Here is an 18,559-nt window from a genome sequence, read left to right as displayed (position 1 = left end):
CATGGCCGCCGGATCGACAACCGCAGCCAGGGCTCTCCTGCCCGTCATGTGCTTCGTCGTGATGATTGTCGCCGTTCTGCAAACGTTGGTGGTGCCGATCGTCGGGACCATCGGCTCGCAACTCGACGTCGGCCCCACCGCCGTCGGCTGGCTCCTCACCGCGAACCTCCTCGCGGCCGCCACCGCGACGCCCGTCCTCGGCCGCCTGGCCGATCTCCGCGGCAAACGGCCCGTCCTGCTCGGGGTGCTCGTGGTCGTGCTGCTCGGTTCCCTCATCGGTGCGTTGTCGACGTCGGTAGGAGTGCTGATCTTCGCCCGCGTGCTCCAGGGCGTGTCGTTCGCGCTGTTCCCGATCGGCATCGCGGTCCTGCGTGACGAACTTCCCGCCGAGAAGCTGACCGGGGCGATGGGGATCTTCTCCGGCACCCTCGGATTCGGCGGATGCTTCGGCATCGTCCTCACCGGTGTGCTGGTCTCCGACGGCGCCGACTTCCACCGCATCTTCTGGCTGTCCTCGGCCATCACCGCCGCCGGACTCGTCCTCGCCTGGATCGCCATCCCCCGCCGCCCGCGCACCGGAACCGGATCCATCGACTGGATCGGCGCGGCCGCTCTGGCCGCCGGCCTGGTCCTCGTCCTGCTGCCGCTCGCCGAGGGCGGCACCTGGGGCTGGACGTCCCCCGTCACCATCGTCAGCGGAATCGCCGGAATCCTGGTCCTGATCGGCTGGTTCCTCTTCGAACGCAGGATCACCGACCCACTCGTCGCGCCCCGGCTGCTGACCAACCCGCCCGTCCTCGTCACCCACCTGTCCGCGCTCGTGGTCGGCATGTCGATGTTCGTGATGTTCCTGGGCAGCTCGTACTTCGTCCAGACCCCGCGCGCGGTGGCCGGATACGGCTTCGGGGCCACCGTCCTCGAGGCCAGCACCGTATACCTGCTGCCGGGCGCGATCAGCGGCGTCCTCGCCTCGATCCTCAGCGGAAAACTGATCCACCGCTTCGGATCCCGCGCCGTCCTCATCGCCGCGAGCGTCGTCGGCGTCAGCGGTTTCGTCGTGTTCGTCTTCGCCCACGACCGCACGTGGGAAGTCATCGCGGCCATCCTGCTGGTCAACACGTACATCAGCCTCGCGTACGCGTCGCTGCCGTCACTGCTCGTGGCCGAGGTCCGGCAGGACGAGACCGGCGTCGCGAACAGCATCAATTCCATCGCCCGGTCCGTGGGCAGTTCCGTCGCCAGCGCGCTGCTCGCGACCCTGCTCGCCGGCATCACCATCGACGGAACGGACGTCCCGACCGAATCGGCGTACGTGATCGCGTTCGTCGTCGGCGCGACCGCCGCCGCCCTCGCCGGGCTGCTGCCGTTCTTCGGGATCACGCGCACCACCCGCACCCCCTCCGACGAGGAGGAGGACGAGGTCCACGCGACCGCCCTCGCGGCCGAGTGGGGCACCGTCGGTGGCCTCGGCGGAGCGAACACCCGCGGTTCGGGTGAGCGCCCCGCTCAACGGGTGAGGTTCGCTCCCGAATCCTGATCGAACAGGGCGATCTTCGCCCGGTCGAACCACAGTTCCACCGGCCTGCCGTGCGCCGCGGACGATTCGGTCGACAACCGGGCGACCAGCTGCCCGCCGCCCGCGACCGCGGTACCCGAGTCTGCGGCGAGCTCCTCGAGTTCCCGGGAGGTCACCTGCGGCCCCTCCGCCGTGAAATAGGCGTACTTGTCCGAACCCATCGACTCGAGCACCTCGATGTTGGCCGTGAAGGTGCCACCGGCCGCTCTCTGCCCCTCGTCGACGAGCCCCACGTCCTCGAAGTGCTCGGGACGGATCCCGACGACGACGTCCTTCGCCGTGTTCGACGACCCGATCTTGTCGCGTGTCTCCGGGGGCAACGTGAACTCGCCGAGCGGCGTCGACACCCCGTCGGCGGTGAGCTGCCCCGGGAAGAAGTTCATCGACGGCGAGCCGATGAACCCGGCGACGAACAGGTTGTTCGGGTGGTCGTACAGATCCTGCGGCGCCCCGATCTGCTGAACCACACCGCCCCGCAGCACCACCACCCGATCGCCGAGGGTCATCGCCTCGGTCTGGTCGTGCGTGACGTACACCGTGGTGGTGCCGAGTCGCTGTTGCAGCCGGGCGATCTCGGTGCGCATCTGGACGCGGAGTTTGGCGTCGAGGTTCGACAGCGGCTCGTCCATCAGGAACGCCTTGGGGCTGCGGACGATCGCCCGGCCCATCGCGACCCGCTGCCGCTGTCCGCCCGACAGATTGGCCGGTTTGCGATCGAGGTGCTGGGTGAGGTCGAGGATCTTGGCGGCGTTGTCCACCTTCGCCGCGATGTCCGACTTCGACATCTTCGCCAGGGTCAGCGGGAACGCGATGTTCTGCCGCACCGTCATGTGCGGGTACAGCGCGTACGACTGGAACACCATCGCGATGTCGCGGTCCTTCGGCGCCTTCTCGTTGACCCGCTCCCCCGCAATGCGCAGTTCACCGGACGAGATGTCCTCCAGGCCGGCGATCATGTTGAGAGTGGTCGACTTTCCGCACCCGGACGGTCCGACCAGAATGATGAATTCGCCGTCGGCGATCGTGATGTCGACGTCGCTCACCGCCTTGGCGCCGTCCGGGTACAGCTTCGTCACCTTGTCGAGCACGATTTCGGCCACAGAAACTCCTTCATAGTTTCGACCCTGCAAGCAGGTCTCAGCCCTTCACCGCGCCGGAGGTCAGACCGGCCACGATGCGTCGTTGGAAGAACAGCACGAAGATGATGATCGGGATCGTGATCACCATCGCGGCTGCGGCGATCGAGCCCGTCGGCTCCTCGAACTGGGAGGCGCCGGTGAAGTTCGCGATCGCGGCCGGCGCGGTGATGGACCGTTCCGTCGAGGTCAGCGAGATCGCGAACAGCAGGTCGTTCCAGCAGAAGATGAAGACCAGGATCGCGGCGGTGACGATGCCCGGCGCCGCCAGCGGGGCCACGACCTTCCGGAACGCCTGAGCCGGTGTGGCGCCGTCCATCTTGGCCGCCTTCTCGAGCTCCCAGGGGATCTCCTTGAAGAAGGCGGACAACGTGTAGATGGCCAGCGGCAGCGCGAACGTGATGTACGGGAGGATCAGACCCGCCCAGGTGTCGAACAGCCCGAGCCTGCGCTCGATGTCGAACAGCGGGCTCACGAGGGAGATCTGCGGGAACATCGCGATCAGCAGGGCCACGCCGACCAGCAGCTTCTTGCCTGGGAAGTCCAGCCGGGCAATGGCGTAGGCGGCCATGGTGCCGATGACGACGGCGATCACCGTGGAGATGAGCCCGATGCCGATGGAGTTGATCAGCGCACTGGTGAAGGCGTTGGTCTGGAAGATCCCGCGGTAGTTGTCGAGTGTCCACTTCTGCGGAATGAACTTGCCGTCCTTGATCGTTCCCGCGGGCTTGAACGACAGGCTGGCGATCCACAGCACCGGGACCAGTGCGTAGAGCAGGACGAGCAGGTTGACCACGGACCAGCTGATCTTGCGGCGAAGTGTGTCGACGACGGCCATGGCTATCGGTTTCCTTCCGTGTCGGACCCGGGAGCCGAGGCGCCGAACAGCTTGATGAACACGAACGCGAGCAGCGCGACGCAGAGGAAGATGAGGACGCTGATCGCGGAGCCGATTCCGAGGTTGAATGCCTTGAACAGGTTGTCGTAGCCGAGGATCGACAGTGATCCGGTGTCGTTGGCGCCCTTGGTGAGGACGTAGATGTTGTCGAAGATCCGGAACGCGTCGAGCGTGCGGAACAGCAGCGCCACCAGGATTGCCGGTTTCATCAGCGGCAGGATGATCCGCACCAGCCGCGTCCACGCCCCGGCGCCGTCGACCTGAGCGGCCTTGAGGAGGTCGTCGGGGACGAGGGCCAGTCCGGCGAGCAGCAGCAGCGCCATGAACGGCGTCGTCTTCCACACCTCGGCGAGCACGATGATCGCAAGCGACGGAATCTGCTGCGTCAGCGGGGCGCTGCCGTCGGGCAACAGGTTGGCGAGATACCCGGTGCCCGGCGTCCACGCGTAGTACCAGCTGTACGCGGCGGCCACGGTGACGATGCCGTACGGGATCAGCACCACCGTCCGCACGATGCCCTTCCCGACCAGCGTCCGGTGCATCACGAGCGCCAGGATCAGGCCCAGGACGAACTCGATCACCACCGACACGACCGTGATGCCCACCGTCACCGCGAAGGCCTGCCACCAGTACGCGTCCGACAGCACCGACACGTAGTTCGCGAGGCCCACGAATTTGCGGTCGTCGGGGAAGCGGAGGTCGTAGCGCTGCAGGCTCAGCCACACCGCGTAGACGACGGGGTAGGCCGTCACCGCGACCATGAGGATCGCGGCGGGAGCCACCAACCACAACCCCAGTCTGCGTTCGGCCTTCTTCCCTTCCGAGATCTGCTTCTTCGACGCGACTTTCGGCTCTTCGGCCCGGTCCGCCTGCACGGTTTCGGTCGTCACGGGATCAGCCCTTCCGAGTTGACCGCCTTGCGTACCTGTTCGGCGAGTTCGTCGACGGTGCGCGGCGGGTCGATGTCACCGACCGGATTCAGCGTGTCGGTGATCAGGGTCGAAATGCTCTGGTACGCCGGTGACACCGGGCGGACGGATGCTGTCTCGAGGCTCTCCCGCACCTCACGCCACGCCGGGTACGCCTCCTGGAACGCCGGGTCGTCGTACAGGCTCGCCAACGTCGGCGGCACACCACCGTTGACGGCGTTGTTGCGCTGGTTCTCCTCGTTCCGCAGGCATGACACCGCCTCGAACGCCAGGTCCGGATGCTGGCTGGTCTTCGCGACCGCGATGTTGAATCCGCCGATCGTCACCTCGGCCGGTCGCCCGGGGATCACCGACGGGTACGGCGCCGGGAGGAAGTTCTGCTGACCGTCGACGGTGAGCACCGTGTTACCTGTGTCCACGGACGTCGGGTTGCCCTTCTCGTCGATGAACGGCAGGTCCCCCTTCTCCGCGTTCTCGATCATGCCCGGCAGCACGAACGGCCAATTGACCTCGAACGCAGCCTTTCCGCTCTCCATCCCCAGCCGGGACGACGCCTCGTCGCCCTGGGACACCGACGGGTCGGCACCCTCTGCGGTGGCCACCCGCTTCATGACCTCGAGCGCCTTCAGCGCGGCGTCACCGTCCGCGACCGTCACGGTGGTCCCGTCCTCGGCGACGACGGACCCGCCCGCGCTCGCGAGCAGGGTGTTGAACCACACCATCAGGCCCTCGTACTGCTTGCCCTGCACCCCGATCCAACTGGGCCGGCCCTCCGCGGCCAGGCCCTCCGCGATGTCGATCATCTGATCCCACGTCTGCGGCGGCTGCCCGTCCGGCATGAGGTCCTTGCGGTACCACAGCAACTGGGTGTTGGTGTTCAGCGGCGCGGCGTACAGCTGGTCCTGCCACTTCGCGGATTCGAGGGGGCCTTCGAGCGTGCCCTCGCTGACCTCCGCCGCGATGCCGGGCGGGAGCGGCACCGCCCAGCCGGCCTCGGCGAACTCGGCGGTCCACACCACGTCGAGTGTCATGATGTCGAGTGACGTGTCGTTTCCGGTGAGCCGGCGGGCCAGCTGGAGCCGCTGATCGTCCGCGCCCTTCGGCAGCGTGCGCTGCTCCACGGTGTACCGGCCGCCGGCCGCCGCCGTGCAGTTGGCCGCGGCCTCCGCATACTGTTCGGCGCCGTCGGCAGCCGTGTAGAAGCTGAGGACGATGCCCTCTTCGGACGACCCGCACGCAGCCAGCAGGGGAACGGTGAGGACGGCGGCGGCACCGATCAGTCCCCACTTCAGCGAGCGTCCGGGCTTGGTGCGATGCAGCACAGCCGCCTCCTCGAGCGGCCCCTCACGGATCCAGTCGCTGTACGGCTGGGCACGCGGGCCCGCACATTTGTTCCTGCCGGAACGCGCACTCCACCGACAGGTCACGGTTTCGGCGCGGGCCTGGGCCCACGCATTGCGCCGTAAACCTATCCGACATCGTCGGCGAACTGGGTGAAATCGCCGCGAACGTCGCGAATGGGACGCAATCCGTGACCCGACCGCAACCCGCAGGTCGAGGCGGGAGCGCCGATCAGAGCGCCAGTTTGGCCAGCATGTCCCGGGCCTTCTCCGCCGACTTCGGCTCGCACAGCACGTCGTACCGCCCGGCGACCAGCTGCATGGTCGACGCGAAGTCCCGGGTTCCCCGCGTCGCCGCGTACGGGATCGTCGTGGAGATCAGCCCGAAAATGATGCCGCCGACGATGCCGACGACGAGCGGCGCCAGAAAACCGCCCGTGACGATGCCCAGCAGCAACCCGAAGAACACGCCGAGCCAGGCCCCCGAAACAATGCCCCCGCCAATCACTTTCGCCCAGGTGAGACGGCCCAGCACCCGCTCGACCTGCATGAGGTTGACACCCACGATGGTGACGTCCTCCACCGAGAATTCCTGATCGGAGAGGTAGTCGACGGCGCGCTGCGCCTCCGCGTACGTGGGATACGAACCGATGGGCCAGCCCGTGGGGGGTTCCGGCAGAGCCCCACGCCGCGCCCCATTGGACTGTCCGAGTGGATTCGTCATCGTCAGCTGGTCTCCTCGTGTGGTTCTCTCAGGATCGGTCCTGTGAGAACCATTCTGCCTGCTGAGGCTATTTCGCGTCGGGTCGCACGAACTCGGTGGTCCGTTTCATACCCGCGGCGCGACCCTTGGCGGAGATCACGAGCGCCATCTTGCGACTCGCCTCGTCGATCATCTCGTCGCCGAGCATGACGGCACCGCGACCGCCGCCGGCCGCGGAGGTGTGGAACTCGTAGGCGTCCAGGATCAGTTCGGCGCGGTCGTAATCGTCCTGACGGGGGCTGAACACATCGTTCGCCGCCTCGATCTGGGTGGGATGCAGCACCCACTTGCCGTCGAAGCCGAGTGCGGCCGTGCGCTGCGCCGACCGGCGGAACGCCTCCACGTCGCGGATCTGGAGATAGGGACCGTCGATGGCCTGCACCCCGTGCGCGCGGGCGGCCATCAGGATGGTCATCAGGATGTGGTGGTAGGCGTCGCCACGGTCGTAGCCGTCCGGTTGCTCCCCGACGACCAGCGTGCGCATGTTGATGCTCGCCATGAAGTCGGCGGGACCGAACACCAGGGTCTGCACGCGGGGGCTGGCCGTCGCGATGGCGTCGATGTTGGTGAGCCCGATCGCATTCTCGATCTGCGGCTCGATACCGATCCGGCCCACCTCGAGCCCGTTGGCCTTCTCTATCTGGGTCAGCAGCAGGTCGAGGGCCTGAACATGACTGGCGTCCGGCACTTTCGGCAGCAGGATCGCGTCGAGGTGGGCGCCCGCGCGTCCCACGACCTCGACGACGTCGGCGTACGTCCACTCGGTGGTCCAGTCGTTGACCCGCACCACCTTGATCTGGTCGCCCCACCCATCCTCGGCGAGCGCCTCGGCGATGGTGCCGCGCGCTTCCTGCTTGGCGAGCGGCGCCACCGCGTCCTCGAGGTCGAGGAAGATCTCGTCCGCGGGCAGCCCCTTCGCCTTGTCGATCATCTTGCGGCTGCTGCCCGGAACGGCGAGCACCGATCGCCGTGGCCTGTAGACGGAACTCATGACGGACGATCCTCCACTTTCGCAGGTGTTCGATTCCCTGTATTTCTGTACAAGGATCTAGCCTGGCAATCATGGCAGCTGCGAACAAGGTTTTTGCAGCCAGGCTGGCCGGCCTGGTGGTGCTCGGCCCCGACGGGGAGTCGATCGGCCGCGTCCGGGACGTGGTGATCACCGCGCGCGTCGGCCGGCAGCAGCCGCGCGTCCTCGGACTGGTCATCGAATTGTTCACGCGCAAACGCATCTTCGTCCCGATGCTCCGCGTCACCGCCATCGAACCGAGCTCGGTGACACTCACCACCGGCAACGTCAGTCTGCGCCGATTCCAGCAGCGGCCCGGCGAGGTGCTCGCCCTCGCCCAGGTGGCGGATTCCCACGTGCGCGTGGACGACCCGGAACTCGAGGAGCTGCGGGACGCCGACATCATCGTCGTCGATCTGGGCATCGAGCAGACCCGCACCCGGGACTGGGTGGTGTCGAAGGTCGCGGTGCGCGGGCACCGCGGCCGACTCGGTCGCCGCGCCGCCATGCACGTCGTCGAGTGGCAGCACGTCCAGGGCCTCACACAGACCGACCTGGCGATGCCCGGCCAGGGCGTCTCGGCACTGCTCACGCAGTTCGAGGGCATGCGCGCGGCCGACGTCGCGAACGCGATGCGGCTCCTGCCGGAGAAACGCCGCCACGAACTCGCCCTCGCACTCGACGACGAACGTCTCGCCGACGTCGTCCAGGAACTGCCCTCCGACGACCAGACGGACCTGCTCATGCACCTCGAGGTCGAGCGCGCCGCGGACGTCCTCGAGGCCATGGACCCCGACGACGCCGCCGACCTCCTCGGTGAACTTCCCGAGACCGAGGCCGAATCGCTGCTGCAGCTGATGGACCCCCAGGACTCCGAGCCGGTCCGCCGGCTGCTCGAGCACTCCCCCGACACCGCGGGTGGTCTGATGACTCCGGAGCCGGTGGTCCTCACCGCCTCGACGACGGTCGCCGAGGCGCTGGCCCGTGCCCGGATCTCGGACGTCACCCCCGCTCTCGCGAGCATGGTGTTCGTCGTCCGCCCACCGACCGCGACGCCGACGGGCCGCTACCTCGGTTGCGTGCACCTGCAGAAACTGCTGCGGGAACCGCCCGCGAGCCTGGTCGGCGGACTGCTCGACACCGACATGCCGCGGCTGGCACCCGAGGATTCCCTGACGTCTGTGACCCGCTACTTCGCCACTTACAACCTGGTGTGCGGGCCGGTGGTCGACGCCGAGGACCACCTGATCGGGGCGGTCACCGTCGACGATGTCCTGGACCACCTCCTCCCCGAGGACTGGCGTGAAGAGGAGATCGACGGATGAGCGAGAAGTCAGCCAGCGCGGCCGCCCGGAGCCTGTCCGACCGGCAGCGCCTCGACACCCCGCGGGGTACCCGCCGCTTCCGGGTCACGTACGACGTGGAGGCCGTCGGCCGGGCCAGCGAGAACTTCGCCCGGTTCCTCGGCACGGGCCGCTACCTGATGATCCAGACGGTGGTGGTGATCGTCTGGATCATCATCAACGTCTTCGCCGTCCGTTTGCAGTGGGACCCGTACCCGTTCATCCTGCTCAACCTGGCGTTCTCCACCCAGGCCGCGTACGCGGCTCCGCTGATCCTGCTGGCGCAGAACCGCCAGGAGAACCGCGACCGCGTCTCTCTCGAGGAGGACCGCTCGCGCGCCGAGCAGACGAAGGCGGACACCGAGTTCCTCGCCCGGGAACTGGCCGCGCTGCGCATCGCGATCGGCGAGGTCGCCACCCGCGACTACCTGCGGCGCGAGCTCGACGAGATCAAGTCGCTGCTGGGCGACGACGAAGACACCCGCACCCGGCGCAAATGAGGGTCGGCAAATCCCCGCAAACTCCGGCAGGGTCGATCACGTATATGTAACGTCAGTCACATCTTCTCGGATGTATGCGGTGTGCGAAAGCGAAGAGCACCGCAGGGGGTGATCGAGTGCGGATACGTGGACTGTTGACGGTGACTGCCCTGACAGTGGGCGCAGTTGCCACCCTCGGGTCCTCGACCGGCGGTTCTGCTGTGAGTGGAGCGTCCGTGGGCACTTCCGCGTTCGGTTCCACGACGGGAGCGACGACACTCACGGCGGCGTCGATCACGCCGGGAACCACGCCCCAGGCCGCGTACTTCCCGCCGTCGGGAATCGTGGCGCCGACACCGCGGGTCGCCCGGTCGCAGCGGGCCGCTCCCCCGCCGCCCGCGCCCGCACCGCTGCCCGCCGTGACAAATCCCACATCCCCGACGTCGCCGTCCGGCACCGGGCTCATCGCCGCACCGGTGATCCTGAGCGCTCTGGGCATCCCGGAGATCGTGCTCAACGCGTACCGATCCGCGGAACTCGAGATGATGGCGGAGTCCCCGAAGTGCGGTCTGCCGTGGCATCTGCTGGCCGGTATCGGCCGCATCGAATCGGGTCACGCCGGCGGCGGCCGGACCGACTCGGTCGGCACCACGATCACCCCGATCCTGGGTCCCGTTCTCGACGGCAGACTGGCCGGCAACGAGGTCATCCGAGACACCGACCGCGGCGCCACGGACGGCGACCCCGGGCACGATCGCGCCGTTGGACCGATGCAGTTCATTCCCTCCACGTGGGCCAAGTACGCCTCCGACGGCAACGCGGACGGTGTGGCCGATCCGAACAACGTGTTCGACGCGACGCTGGCGGCCGCCCGGTACCTCTGCTCGGGTGGTCTCGACCTCCGCGATCCGCTCCAGGAGACCCGCGCGGTCCTGCGGTACAACAACTCTGCCGCGTACGCCGCCAACGTCATCACCTGGTCGAACGCCTACCGGAACGGGGGAACTCCGACGCCGAGCCAGTTGTCGGAGTCGGCGTCGCCGTCGCCCGGACGTCTCGCCGACGCCGCCGCGGCCGAATCGGACCTTCCACGCGATCTCGCGACCACCCCGCAGCCGTCCACGGACGGCGCGGCCACTCCCGCGACGCCCGCTCCGGCCCCGCCGATTCCCGGACTCCCGCCGCTGCCGCAACTGCCCTGTCTGATCTTCTGCCCGCCCGCCGACCCCGGCGTCCCGGCATCCGTCACGCCCGGCCCGGTCGAGCCCGCCCCGGGCGCCCCTCCGGCCGACGTCGTTCCCCGGTAGTCACCTCCGCCTCCGCCGCGCGCTCTGCTTGCAGGGCGCGCGGCGGAGTGTTCCGGTGTCCGGATCGTGACGCACCGACCGGCCCGATCCGTGCCGGACCCCCGGCACCTCCACGTCCTGGCGTGACCTTGCCGTGTTCGTTACCCTCGCTCACATGCCTTTGGAGTAACGGAATCGTGCGATACAAGTCCGTTTGATCACGGTTGGATAACGGAAACGTATCGAATCAGGTAGCCTCGATCCGGTCAGTTGAACGGAACACCCCAAGACGGGGGTCGCAGGAGGCAATCGAGTGGGTCGGCACAACAAGAAGACGGACTCCCATATCCGCCGCAATTCGGTCATCGCGCTTACCGGACTCGTCCCCATCGGACTGATCACCGCAGCCAACACGGCCGGCGCCGCACCCAAGGTCCCTTTCCTCTCCACTAACTCCTCGTCGGAGGTCGCCGACGTCGCCCAGGAGGCGACCGACACCGCACCCGAGGCCGCGGAAGCCGTCACCCCCGTGGCCGAGACCGCCGCCGAGGCCGCACCGGCAGCCGAAGCGGCGCCCGCTGCGCCGGCACTCGCACCCGTCCAGGCCACCCCGCCCCTCCCGGCGAGCATCGCCCAGGGCGCGCTCGGCATCCCGGCCATCAGCGTCACGGCGTACCAGAACGCCGAGCGCATGCTCGCCGTCGAACAGCCGGGGTGCGGCATGTACTGGACGCTCATCGCCGGAATCGGCCGCGTCGAGTCCACCCACGCCTACGACGGCAAGGCGGATGACAAGGGCAACATGCTCAAGCCCGTCCTCGGCCCCGTCCTCGACGGCACCCTTGGCGGCAACGCGGTGATCCGCGACACCGACGGCGGCAAGCTGGACGGCGACGCCAACTACGACCGCGCAGTCGGCCCCACCCAGTTCCTCCCCGAGACGTGGAACCGCTACGCGGGCGACGGCAACGGCGACGGCGTCGCCGATCCGCAGAACCTCTTCGACTCCGCGCTGACCACCGGAAAGTACCTGTGCGACGGCGGATTGAACGTCAAGGATCCGATTCAGGCCGCCAAGGCCGTGCACCGTTACAACAACTCCGCCGCCTACGTAGCCAACGTGCTCGCCTGGTCCGCCGGCTACTCCAGCGGAATCATCCCGGCAGCCGCGGACCTGCCGCGCATCCACTGAGCGCACATCCTTACCATTGAGTCATGCCAGTCCTGAGCGAGTCCGCTGTACGTAGCGCCCTGGCGCGCGTCCAGGATCCCGAGATCCGGAAACCGATCACCGAACTCGGGATGGTCAAGAGCATCGACATCGCGTCCGACGACAGCGTCGACATCGCGATCTACCTGACCACCGCGGGCTGCCCGATGCGGACCGAGATCAGCGACCGTGTCACCAAGGCCGTGTCGGACGTCCCCGGTGTCGGTGCGATCCGCGTCGAACTCGACGTGATGAGCGACGAGCAGCGCACCGAACTCCGCAAGTCACTGCGCGGAGACTCGGCCGAGCCCGTCATCCCGTTCGCCCAGCCGGGTTCCCTGACCCGCGTCTACGCGGTCGCGTCCGGTAAGGGCGGCGTCGGCAAGTCCAGTGTCACCGTCAACCTGGCCGCCGCACTCGCCGCCCGCGGACTGTCGGTGGGCGTTCTCGACGCCGACATCTACGGACACTCCGTTCCCCGCATGCTCGGCACCGACGCCAAGCCCACGCAGGTGGAGCGCATGATCATGCCGCCCGTCGCGCACGACGTGAAGATGATCTCCATCGCCCAGTTCACCCAGGGCAACACCCCGGTCGTCTGGCGTGGACCGATGCTGCACCGCGCGCTGCAGCAGTTCCTCGCCGACGTCTTCTGGGGCGACCTGGACGTACTGCTGCTCGATCTGCCGCCCGGCACCGGCGACGTCGCCATCTCCGTCGCGCAGCTGATCCCCGGTGCGGAGATCCTCGTCGTCACCACTCCGCAGCAGGCTGCCGCCGAGGTGGCCGAGCGCGCGGGCGCCATCGCATTGCAGACCCGTCAGCGCATCGTCGGAGTCGTCGAGAACATGTCCTGGATGGACATGCCCGACGGCAGCCGGATGGACATCTTCGGGTCCGGCGGCGGACAGGCGGTCGCCGACCGTCTCACGAAGGCTGTGGGCGCGAAGGTGCCGCTGCTGGGACAGATCCCGCTCGAGCAGGCGGTCCGTGAAGGCGGCGACGGCGGCGTTCCCATCGTCCTCGGCCACCCGGATTCGCCGGCCGCGACGGCACTCCGCGACATCGCGGACAAGCTGGCCGTCCGCAAGCGGGGACTCGCCGGAATGTCGCTGGGGATCGACACCACCCGCCACCTCTAGGCGCTACGCGCCTGTGCGCCTTTCCGGTTGCCGGAGCAACCGGAAAGGCGCACGAGCCCGGAGGGCCTATGTTGCGTCGAGGTCGATCGGGGGGCGCTCGCCTGCCGCGAGGGGCTTGTTCTGCGGCGGAGTGGGCGTCGACGGATCGGCGCTCACGGCCTTCGTCCCGGACTTGTCGAACGACACCGAACTCGGCTTGTCGAAGTTGCCGGTGAGAATCGAATCGTCACCGTCGAGCAGATGCTTGGTGATGACCGCGCGCGGTGTCATGCCGCGCAGCTGATTGAGGTCCGACAGCGGCTTGCGCAGATCCTCGAATTCCGGACCGAGCTCGTCCTTGAGCTGCTGGCTGGCGCCGCTCGCATACTCACGGACCTGCCTCAGTGATTTCGTTACCCAGCTGACCGCACCCGGAAGCCGCTCGGGTCCCAAAATGACCAGAGCTGCGACGAGGAGGACCATGAACTCGCCCCAACCAATGTTGCCGAACACGTGGTCAGCCTACTGTGCGGTGAGGGTGTGTGCCCAGGTGACGGAGCGATCTCACAGCAACCTCTCGAGTCAGTCGGAGGCCGGGGTCACGTCGACATCGACGAGTCGGCCCTCGCGAATCAGCTGAACCCGGACGGGTTCGCCGATCTTCTGCAGGTTGACGGCCACGACCAGTTCGTCGGCGCTGGTGACCGTGCGGTCACCGACCTTGACGATCACATCGTTCTCGACGACCCCTGCGCGCGCGGCCGGGCTGTCCGAACGGACATTGGCCACCTGGGCGCCGCTGGTGTTGTCGTTGACGACGGTGCGGGCATTGACGCCGATGTCCGGGTGGTGCATCTTGCCGTCCCGGATGAGGGTCTGAGCGACCGTCGTGACGTCGTCGATGGGAATTGCGAAGCCGAGACCCACCGAACCGCCGGACTCGCTGAGCATGGCGGTGTTGATGCCGATGACCCGGCCGGTGTCGTCGACGAGCGCGCCACCCGAGTTGCCGTGGTTGATGGCGGCGTCGGTCTGGACGGCGTCGATGACGGCGTTCGTGTCGGAGCCCTCGCCGGACAGTCGCATCGGACGATGCAGGGCGCTGACGATTCCGCGGGTGACGGTCTTGCTGAGCCCGAGGGGCGATCCGACGGCGACGACGTCCTCACCGACCTGCACGTCGCCGGACTTGCCGAGTTCCGCGACCGTCAGGTTGTCGGCGGACACCTTGAGCACGGCCAGGTCGGTCTTGATGTCGCGACCGACGATCTGGGCGTCGGCCTTGGTTCCGTCCGAGAAGATCACCTGGATCTTGCCGCCGTCGGGGGCGGTGGCCGCGGCGGAGATGACGTGATTGTTGGTGACGATGTAGCCGGCGCCGTCGATGACGACACCCGAACCGGTACTGCCCTGGTCGCCGACCGCCACCTGGATGGACACGACGGCGGGCAGCACGGCGTCCGCGACCTGCGCGACGGGCGACTGGCCGAGGTCGTCCTCGCCGCCGCCCTGGACGAGGGTGACGCTCTGGCTGGTGAGCGAGCTGCGATCGGCGGTGATCACGGCGGCCAGGAGGCCGCCGACCAGACCGATTGCGAGTGCGATTCCGCCGAGCGCGACGAGCGCCTTCGGCGCCACCTTGCCGCCGAACAGGACTTCGCGGGCGCTGAGCGCGGGGGCGGGCGGGCGGGAACGTTCTTCGGCGTGCAACGCCGGGGAGCCCAGCTCGACGCCCGCGTCGGGATCACGCCAGGGGTCGGCGGGCGGCGCCTCGGCTGCCGGGGTCGCGGGCTTCTCGTTGGGATCACGCTGAATGGTGTCGACCTCGCCGTCCGGCCGGCCGAACGCCTCCGCCAGCACGGGGTCGGGGGCACCGACCTTCACCGAGGGTTCGCTCTCACCCCGGGCGTCCGACGGGGCGAAGGAACCGGTGACGCCACCGGGCCGGCCGAATGCGCGGCTGGACGCTGCGTCGATCTGCGGCCGGTAGACGGGCCTCGGATCGAGCCGTGGGGCGTCCGCCGGGCGGAGCGTGCCCGACTCGTCCGCCACGGGACCGTCGGGTGCCGTCGTATCGGAACCCGGAGTCTTGTAATCCGCCGTCACGCTGTCGTGTCCCCCTCGTGTGCGTCAGTCACGCGCCCCAGTATCACCGATGCCTCGCTGAGCGCGGACACCGCCGTCGTCGGTCCGGATGCGCTCAACGGCGCCGACGCCGGGACCAGATCCGGCTCGTGATCGAGTACGCGCTCGTGAGCGGCGAATCCGGGGTGTGGGAGTCGAACGGGGTTTTGTCGGCGGGATCGCCCTGGTTGCAACTGGGGATCTGGCTCAGCAGACCGAGGAGGCCGGACGGCATGGCGACGTCGCCGCTGCGGCGCAGGGCACGCCTGGCCTGTTGCTGGGAGTCCACCTCGAACGCACACTCGGCGCAGATCGACAGGTGGTGGGCGGCGCGCAGATAGGCGGACATGCGGAGTTCACCGTCGACGAAGGCGGCGATCGCCTCACTCGCCAGGTGTTCGGTGGAGCCAAACTGGCGAGGTACACGCCCCTGCGTCATTCGTCCCTCCTGGTAACTACCCGACGCCGATCTGATCGGAGTCAACCTTTCCGTTCACAGCCAGATGCTCGCGCAGAGCCTGCCTGCCGCGGTGGATGCGGCTGCGCACGGTTCCGAGCTTGACACCCAGTGTGGCACCGATCTCCTCGTAGGACAGTCCTTCGATGTCACACAGCACGACCGCGGCGCGAAACTCCGGGGCCAACGAATCGAGCGCTGCCTGCAGATCCGCGTCCAGGCGGGCGTCGTGGTAGATCTCCTCGGGGTTCGGCCCGTCGGCCGGGACACGATCGTAGTCCTCCGGGAGCGCTTCCATGCGGATGCGGTTACGACGGCGGACCATATCGAGGAAGAGGTTGGTGGTGATGCGGTGCAGCCAGCCCTCGAACGTGCCGGGCTGGTAGTCGGACAGGGAACGGAACACGCGGATGAACGTGTCCTGAGTGAGGTCCTCGGCGTCCTGTGCGTCGCCCGACAGCCGGTAGGCCAGTCGGTAGACTCGGTCGCCGTGCTCGCGGACGAGTTCGTCCCAGGACGGCATGGCGGACTTCTCGCCTGTGGCATCGAACACAGCAGTGCCCGTCAGCTCGGCGTCCGACAGCTGCTCGTCGGTGTTTCTCTCGTCAGGAGCTATCGTGTGGTTGCTCATCGAGTTAAGTGGATCCTCCTACTCAGGACCGCAGATCACTGGACGTGGTATAGGCGTCAACTCCCGAGGGCCGGGATTTGTTCCCCGATTCTCGGACTTTCCTCCGTCGTCGTGATCTCCCCGCCGGGCGGTCTTCGGATCTGGCGTTGGACATACTCTTTCCCACCGCGATATGTGTGCGGTGTGAGCAAGCTGAGGTATTCCTGAGAATCGCGGCCGGGCAGGTCGCGGCATTGTTGTCGAGCGCGCCTCGCAGCGGCGATGACGAGACCCCGATAGCCTCATGTGCGTGCAGACAAACGCCGAACGGATACTCACCCACGCAGAAGGGGCTGTCCGTGAAGACGAGGCCCTCGGTGCGGCCAGGGAGCGGGCGGACGACCTCGGTGCCGGTCCGGTACCTCCCGCGGTCGGTGCTGCTCTAGCCCTGTTTGCCCGCATGCTGGACGCCAAGACGGTCGTCGAGGTCGGAACCGGCGCGGGTGTGAGCAGTTTGTGGCTGCTCCGGGGCATGCGCGAGGACGGCGTCCTCACCACGATCGACAGTGAACCCGAGCACCAGCGGGCCGCCAAGCTGTCGTTCCGCACCAACGACATCGCACCCGCCCGGACGCGGCTCATCAACGGCCGGGCGCTGGACGTTCTGCCGCGGCTCGCCGACGGGGCGTATGACCTGGTGTTCGTCGACAGCGCACCGGTCGATCACCCGCATTACGTCCGTGAAGGGGTTCGCCTGCTGCGTCCGGGCGGCGCGATCGTGCTGCACAACGCCCTGCACGGCGGGCGGGTCGTCGACCCGAGCCAGCGTGACGCGGCGACCGTCGCCGTCCGCGAGGCCGCGAAGGCGCTCGCGGAGGACGACCAGCTGATCCGCGTGTTCCTGCCGATCGGCGACGGTCTGCTCTGCGCGTCCAAGCTCTGAGAGCCCGGTTCGTTCCGAGGCCCTCCCGCTAGATCCAGACGCCCTTGCCGATGGCGACGACGCCGCCGTTGCTGACGGCGAAGCGTTGCTTGTCGCGCTCGAGGTCGACGCCGATGATCTCGCCGTCGCCGACGACCACGTTCTTGTCGAGGATCGCGCGGCGCACGACGGCCCCCTTGCCGATGCGCACACCGGGCATGAGGACGCTGCCCTCGACCGTCGCGCCGCTGTCGATCATCACGTTGGAGCTGAGCACGGAGTTGCGCACGGTGGCCGCGGACAGGATGCACCCGGCCCCGACCACGGACTCCTGCGCGAGACCGCCCTGCACGAACTTGGCCGGCGCCAGGTTCTCCGTCTCACCGCGGATCGGCCACCGACGGTTGTAGAGGTTGAAGATCGGGTGGACCGACACGAGATCCATGTGGGCGTCGTAGAACGCGTCGAGCGTTCCCACGTCGCGCCAGTAACCCCGGTCGCGGTCGGTGGCGCCGGGAACGATGTTGTCCTTGAAGTCGTACACGGACGCCTCGCCCGCCTCGACCAGCGCGGGGATGATGTCGCCGCCCATGTCGTGGTCGGAGTCGGAGTTCTCGGAGTCGGCCCGGATGGCGTCGACGAGCACCTTGGTGGTGAACACGTAGTTACCCATCGACGCGAACGTCATGTTGGGGTCGTCCGGGGTTCCCGGCGGATGCGCCGGCTTCTCGAGGAACTGGACGATGCGGCCCGACTCGTCGCTGTCGATACAGCCGAACGCGAACGCCTCGCTGCGCGGCACCCGGATTCCGGCCACCGTCACTCCCGCACCCGACTCGATGTGGTGCTGCACCATCTGCTCCGGGTCCATCCGGTACACGTGGTCGGCACCGAACACCACGATGTACTCGGGATCCTCGTCGTAGACGAGGTTCAGCGACTGCAAGATCGCGTCCGCACTACCGGTGTACCAGCGCGGGCCCAGACGTTGCTGCGCGGGAACGGGAGTGATGTATTCACCCGCGAACCCGGACAGTCGCCACGTCTGAGAGATGTGGCGGTCCAACGAGTGCGACTTGTACTGCGTCAGAACACACAGGCGGAGGTATCCCGCATTGACCAAATTGCTGAGCACGAAATCGATCAACCGGTAGGCGCCTCCGAAAGGCACAGCGGGCTTCGCCCGATCCGCGGTGAGCGGATAGAGACGTTTGCCCTCGCCGCCGGCGAGCACGATTCCAAGCACGTGTGGCTGGCTCCTCACCCTGTCAACCTATCGGGCGGCCACTCCCCCCGCCAGCGAAGCGCCGAGTCACGGTTTCTCCGATACCTGAATGTGTCCGAGAGCGGTGGCCC

18 protein-coding genes are annotated in these 18,559 nt (G+C 67.8%); 7 read left to right on the top strand and 11 right to left on the bottom strand.

From position 1 onward, the window contains the following. Window position 1 precedes the first annotated feature (1 nt). Entirely contained in the window at window positions 2–1,537 is a 1,536-nt protein-coding gene (locus ACLIVD_RS11825) for an MFS transporter (RefSeq protein WP_283332893.1), read from the top strand. Here the strand turns inward: ACLIVD_RS11825 and ACLIVD_RS11820 are convergent. From ACLIVD_RS11820 to ACLIVD_RS11795, 6 genes are all read right to left on the bottom strand, one after another. Beyond that, on the bottom strand, window positions 1,507–2,676 hold the full coding sequence (locus tag ACLIVD_RS11820; RefSeq protein ID WP_280783508.1) for an ABC transporter ATP-binding protein: 1,170 nt from the start codon (window positions 2,674–2,676) through the stop codon (window positions 1,507–1,509). The genes ACLIVD_RS11825 and ACLIVD_RS11820 overlap by 31 nt on opposite strands. 37 nt (window positions 2,677–2,713) lie before the next feature. Further along, on the bottom strand, window positions 2,714–3,550 hold the full coding sequence (locus tag ACLIVD_RS11815) for a carbohydrate ABC transporter permease (RefSeq protein ID WP_491932495.1): 837 nt from the start codon (window positions 3,548–3,550) through the stop codon (window positions 2,714–2,716). Between the two features lie 2 nt (window positions 3,551–3,552). Beyond that, a complete protein-coding gene (locus tag ACLIVD_RS11810; RefSeq protein WP_005573473.1) occupies window positions 3,553–4,500 on the bottom strand; it encodes a carbohydrate ABC transporter permease in 948 nt (315 codons plus the stop codon). Beyond that, window positions 4,497–5,861 (bottom strand): ABC transporter substrate-binding protein, encoded by a 1,365-nt coding sequence (locus ACLIVD_RS11805; RefSeq protein WP_186301275.1) that lies wholly within the window; start codon window positions 5,859–5,861, stop codon window positions 4,497–4,499. The genes ACLIVD_RS11810 and ACLIVD_RS11805 overlap by 4 nt, the downstream gene beginning before the upstream one ends. Before the next feature lie 250 nt (window positions 5,862–6,111). Beyond that, window positions 6,112–6,603 (bottom strand): general stress protein, encoded by a 492-nt coding sequence (locus ACLIVD_RS11800; RefSeq protein WP_005239275.1) that lies wholly within the window; start codon window positions 6,601–6,603, stop codon window positions 6,112–6,114. A 67-nt stretch (window positions 6,604–6,670) separates the two neighbouring features. Beyond that, window positions 6,671–7,633 (bottom strand): HpcH/HpaI aldolase/citrate lyase family protein, encoded by a 963-nt coding sequence (locus ACLIVD_RS11795; protein ID WP_283332892.1) that lies wholly within the window; start codon window positions 7,631–7,633, stop codon window positions 6,671–6,673. A gap of 71 nt (window positions 7,634–7,704) precedes the next feature. Between ACLIVD_RS11795 and ACLIVD_RS11790 the strand changes: the two genes are divergently transcribed. The 5 genes from ACLIVD_RS11790 (at window position 7,705) to ACLIVD_RS11770 (ending at window position 13,111) form a co-directional block, all read left to right on the top strand. Further along, window positions 7,705–8,976, top strand: coding sequence for a magnesium transporter MgtE N-terminal domain-containing protein (locus tag ACLIVD_RS11790; protein ID WP_105412769.1), 1,272 nt, complete (start codon window positions 7,705–7,707; stop codon window positions 8,974–8,976). Then, window positions 8,973–9,494: a DUF1003 domain-containing protein gene (locus ACLIVD_RS11785; protein WP_280783506.1), complete on the top strand. Its 522-nt coding sequence runs from the start codon at window positions 8,973–8,975 to the stop codon at window positions 9,492–9,494. The genes ACLIVD_RS11790 and ACLIVD_RS11785 overlap by 4 nt, the downstream gene beginning before the upstream one ends. A gap of 116 nt (window positions 9,495–9,610) precedes the next feature. After that, window positions 9,611–10,780 (top strand): lytic transglycosylase domain-containing protein, encoded by a 1,170-nt coding sequence (locus ACLIVD_RS11780; protein ID WP_283332891.1) that lies wholly within the window; start codon window positions 9,611–9,613, stop codon window positions 10,778–10,780. Between the two features lie 292 nt (window positions 10,781–11,072). Then, window positions 11,073–11,951, top strand: coding sequence for a lytic transglycosylase domain-containing protein (locus ACLIVD_RS11775; protein WP_283332890.1), 879 nt, complete (start codon window positions 11,073–11,075; stop codon window positions 11,949–11,951). A 23-nt stretch (window positions 11,952–11,974) separates the two neighbouring features. Continuing rightward, a complete protein-coding gene (locus ACLIVD_RS11770) occupies window positions 11,975–13,111 on the top strand; it encodes an Mrp/NBP35 family ATP-binding protein (protein ID WP_283332889.1) in 1,137 nt (378 codons plus the stop codon). 66 nt (window positions 13,112–13,177) lie between these two features. Here ACLIVD_RS11770 and tatB read toward each other — a convergent pair whose 3' ends face one another. The 4 genes from tatB to sigE form a co-directional block, all read right to left on the bottom strand. After that, window positions 13,178–13,603: a Sec-independent protein translocase protein TatB gene (tatB, locus tag ACLIVD_RS11765; protein WP_009479222.1), complete on the bottom strand. Its 426-nt coding sequence runs from the start codon at window positions 13,601–13,603 to the stop codon at window positions 13,178–13,180. A gap of 69 nt (window positions 13,604–13,672) precedes the next feature. Then, complete coding sequence (locus tag ACLIVD_RS11760; RefSeq protein WP_105412773.1) at window positions 13,673–15,196, bottom strand: S1C family serine protease; 1,524 nt, start codon at window positions 15,194–15,196, stop codon at window positions 13,673–13,675. A 94-nt stretch (window positions 15,197–15,290) separates the two neighbouring features. Further along, window positions 15,291–15,653, bottom strand: coding sequence for an RNA polymerase subunit sigma-70 (locus ACLIVD_RS11755; protein WP_283332888.1), 363 nt, complete (start codon window positions 15,651–15,653; stop codon window positions 15,291–15,293). Between the two features lie 16 nt (window positions 15,654–15,669). Next, window positions 15,670–16,302, bottom strand: coding sequence for an RNA polymerase sigma factor SigE (gene sigE / locus ACLIVD_RS11750; protein WP_491932493.1), 633 nt, complete (start codon window positions 16,300–16,302; stop codon window positions 15,670–15,672). A 283-nt stretch (window positions 16,303–16,585) separates the two neighbouring features. Between sigE and ACLIVD_RS11745 the strand changes: the two genes are divergently transcribed. Then, window positions 16,586–17,224: an O-methyltransferase gene (locus ACLIVD_RS11745; RefSeq protein WP_005239255.1), complete on the top strand. Its 639-nt coding sequence runs from the start codon at window positions 16,586–16,588 to the stop codon at window positions 17,222–17,224. 28 nt (window positions 17,225–17,252) lie between these two features. On the opposite strand, the gene glgC is transcribed toward ACLIVD_RS11745, so the two are convergent. Next, window positions 17,253–18,467 carry a glucose-1-phosphate adenylyltransferase gene (gene glgC / locus ACLIVD_RS11740; RefSeq protein ID WP_283332887.1) on the bottom strand — a complete coding sequence of 405 codons (1,215 nt, stop codon included), beginning with the start codon at window positions 18,465–18,467 and terminating at the stop codon, window positions 17,253–17,255. Between the last annotated feature and the right edge of the window lie 92 nt (window positions 18,468–18,559).

The organism is Rhodococcus sp. G6(2025), assembly GCF_058628105.1.
This window is presented reverse-complemented; position numbering and strand designations above follow the sequence as displayed.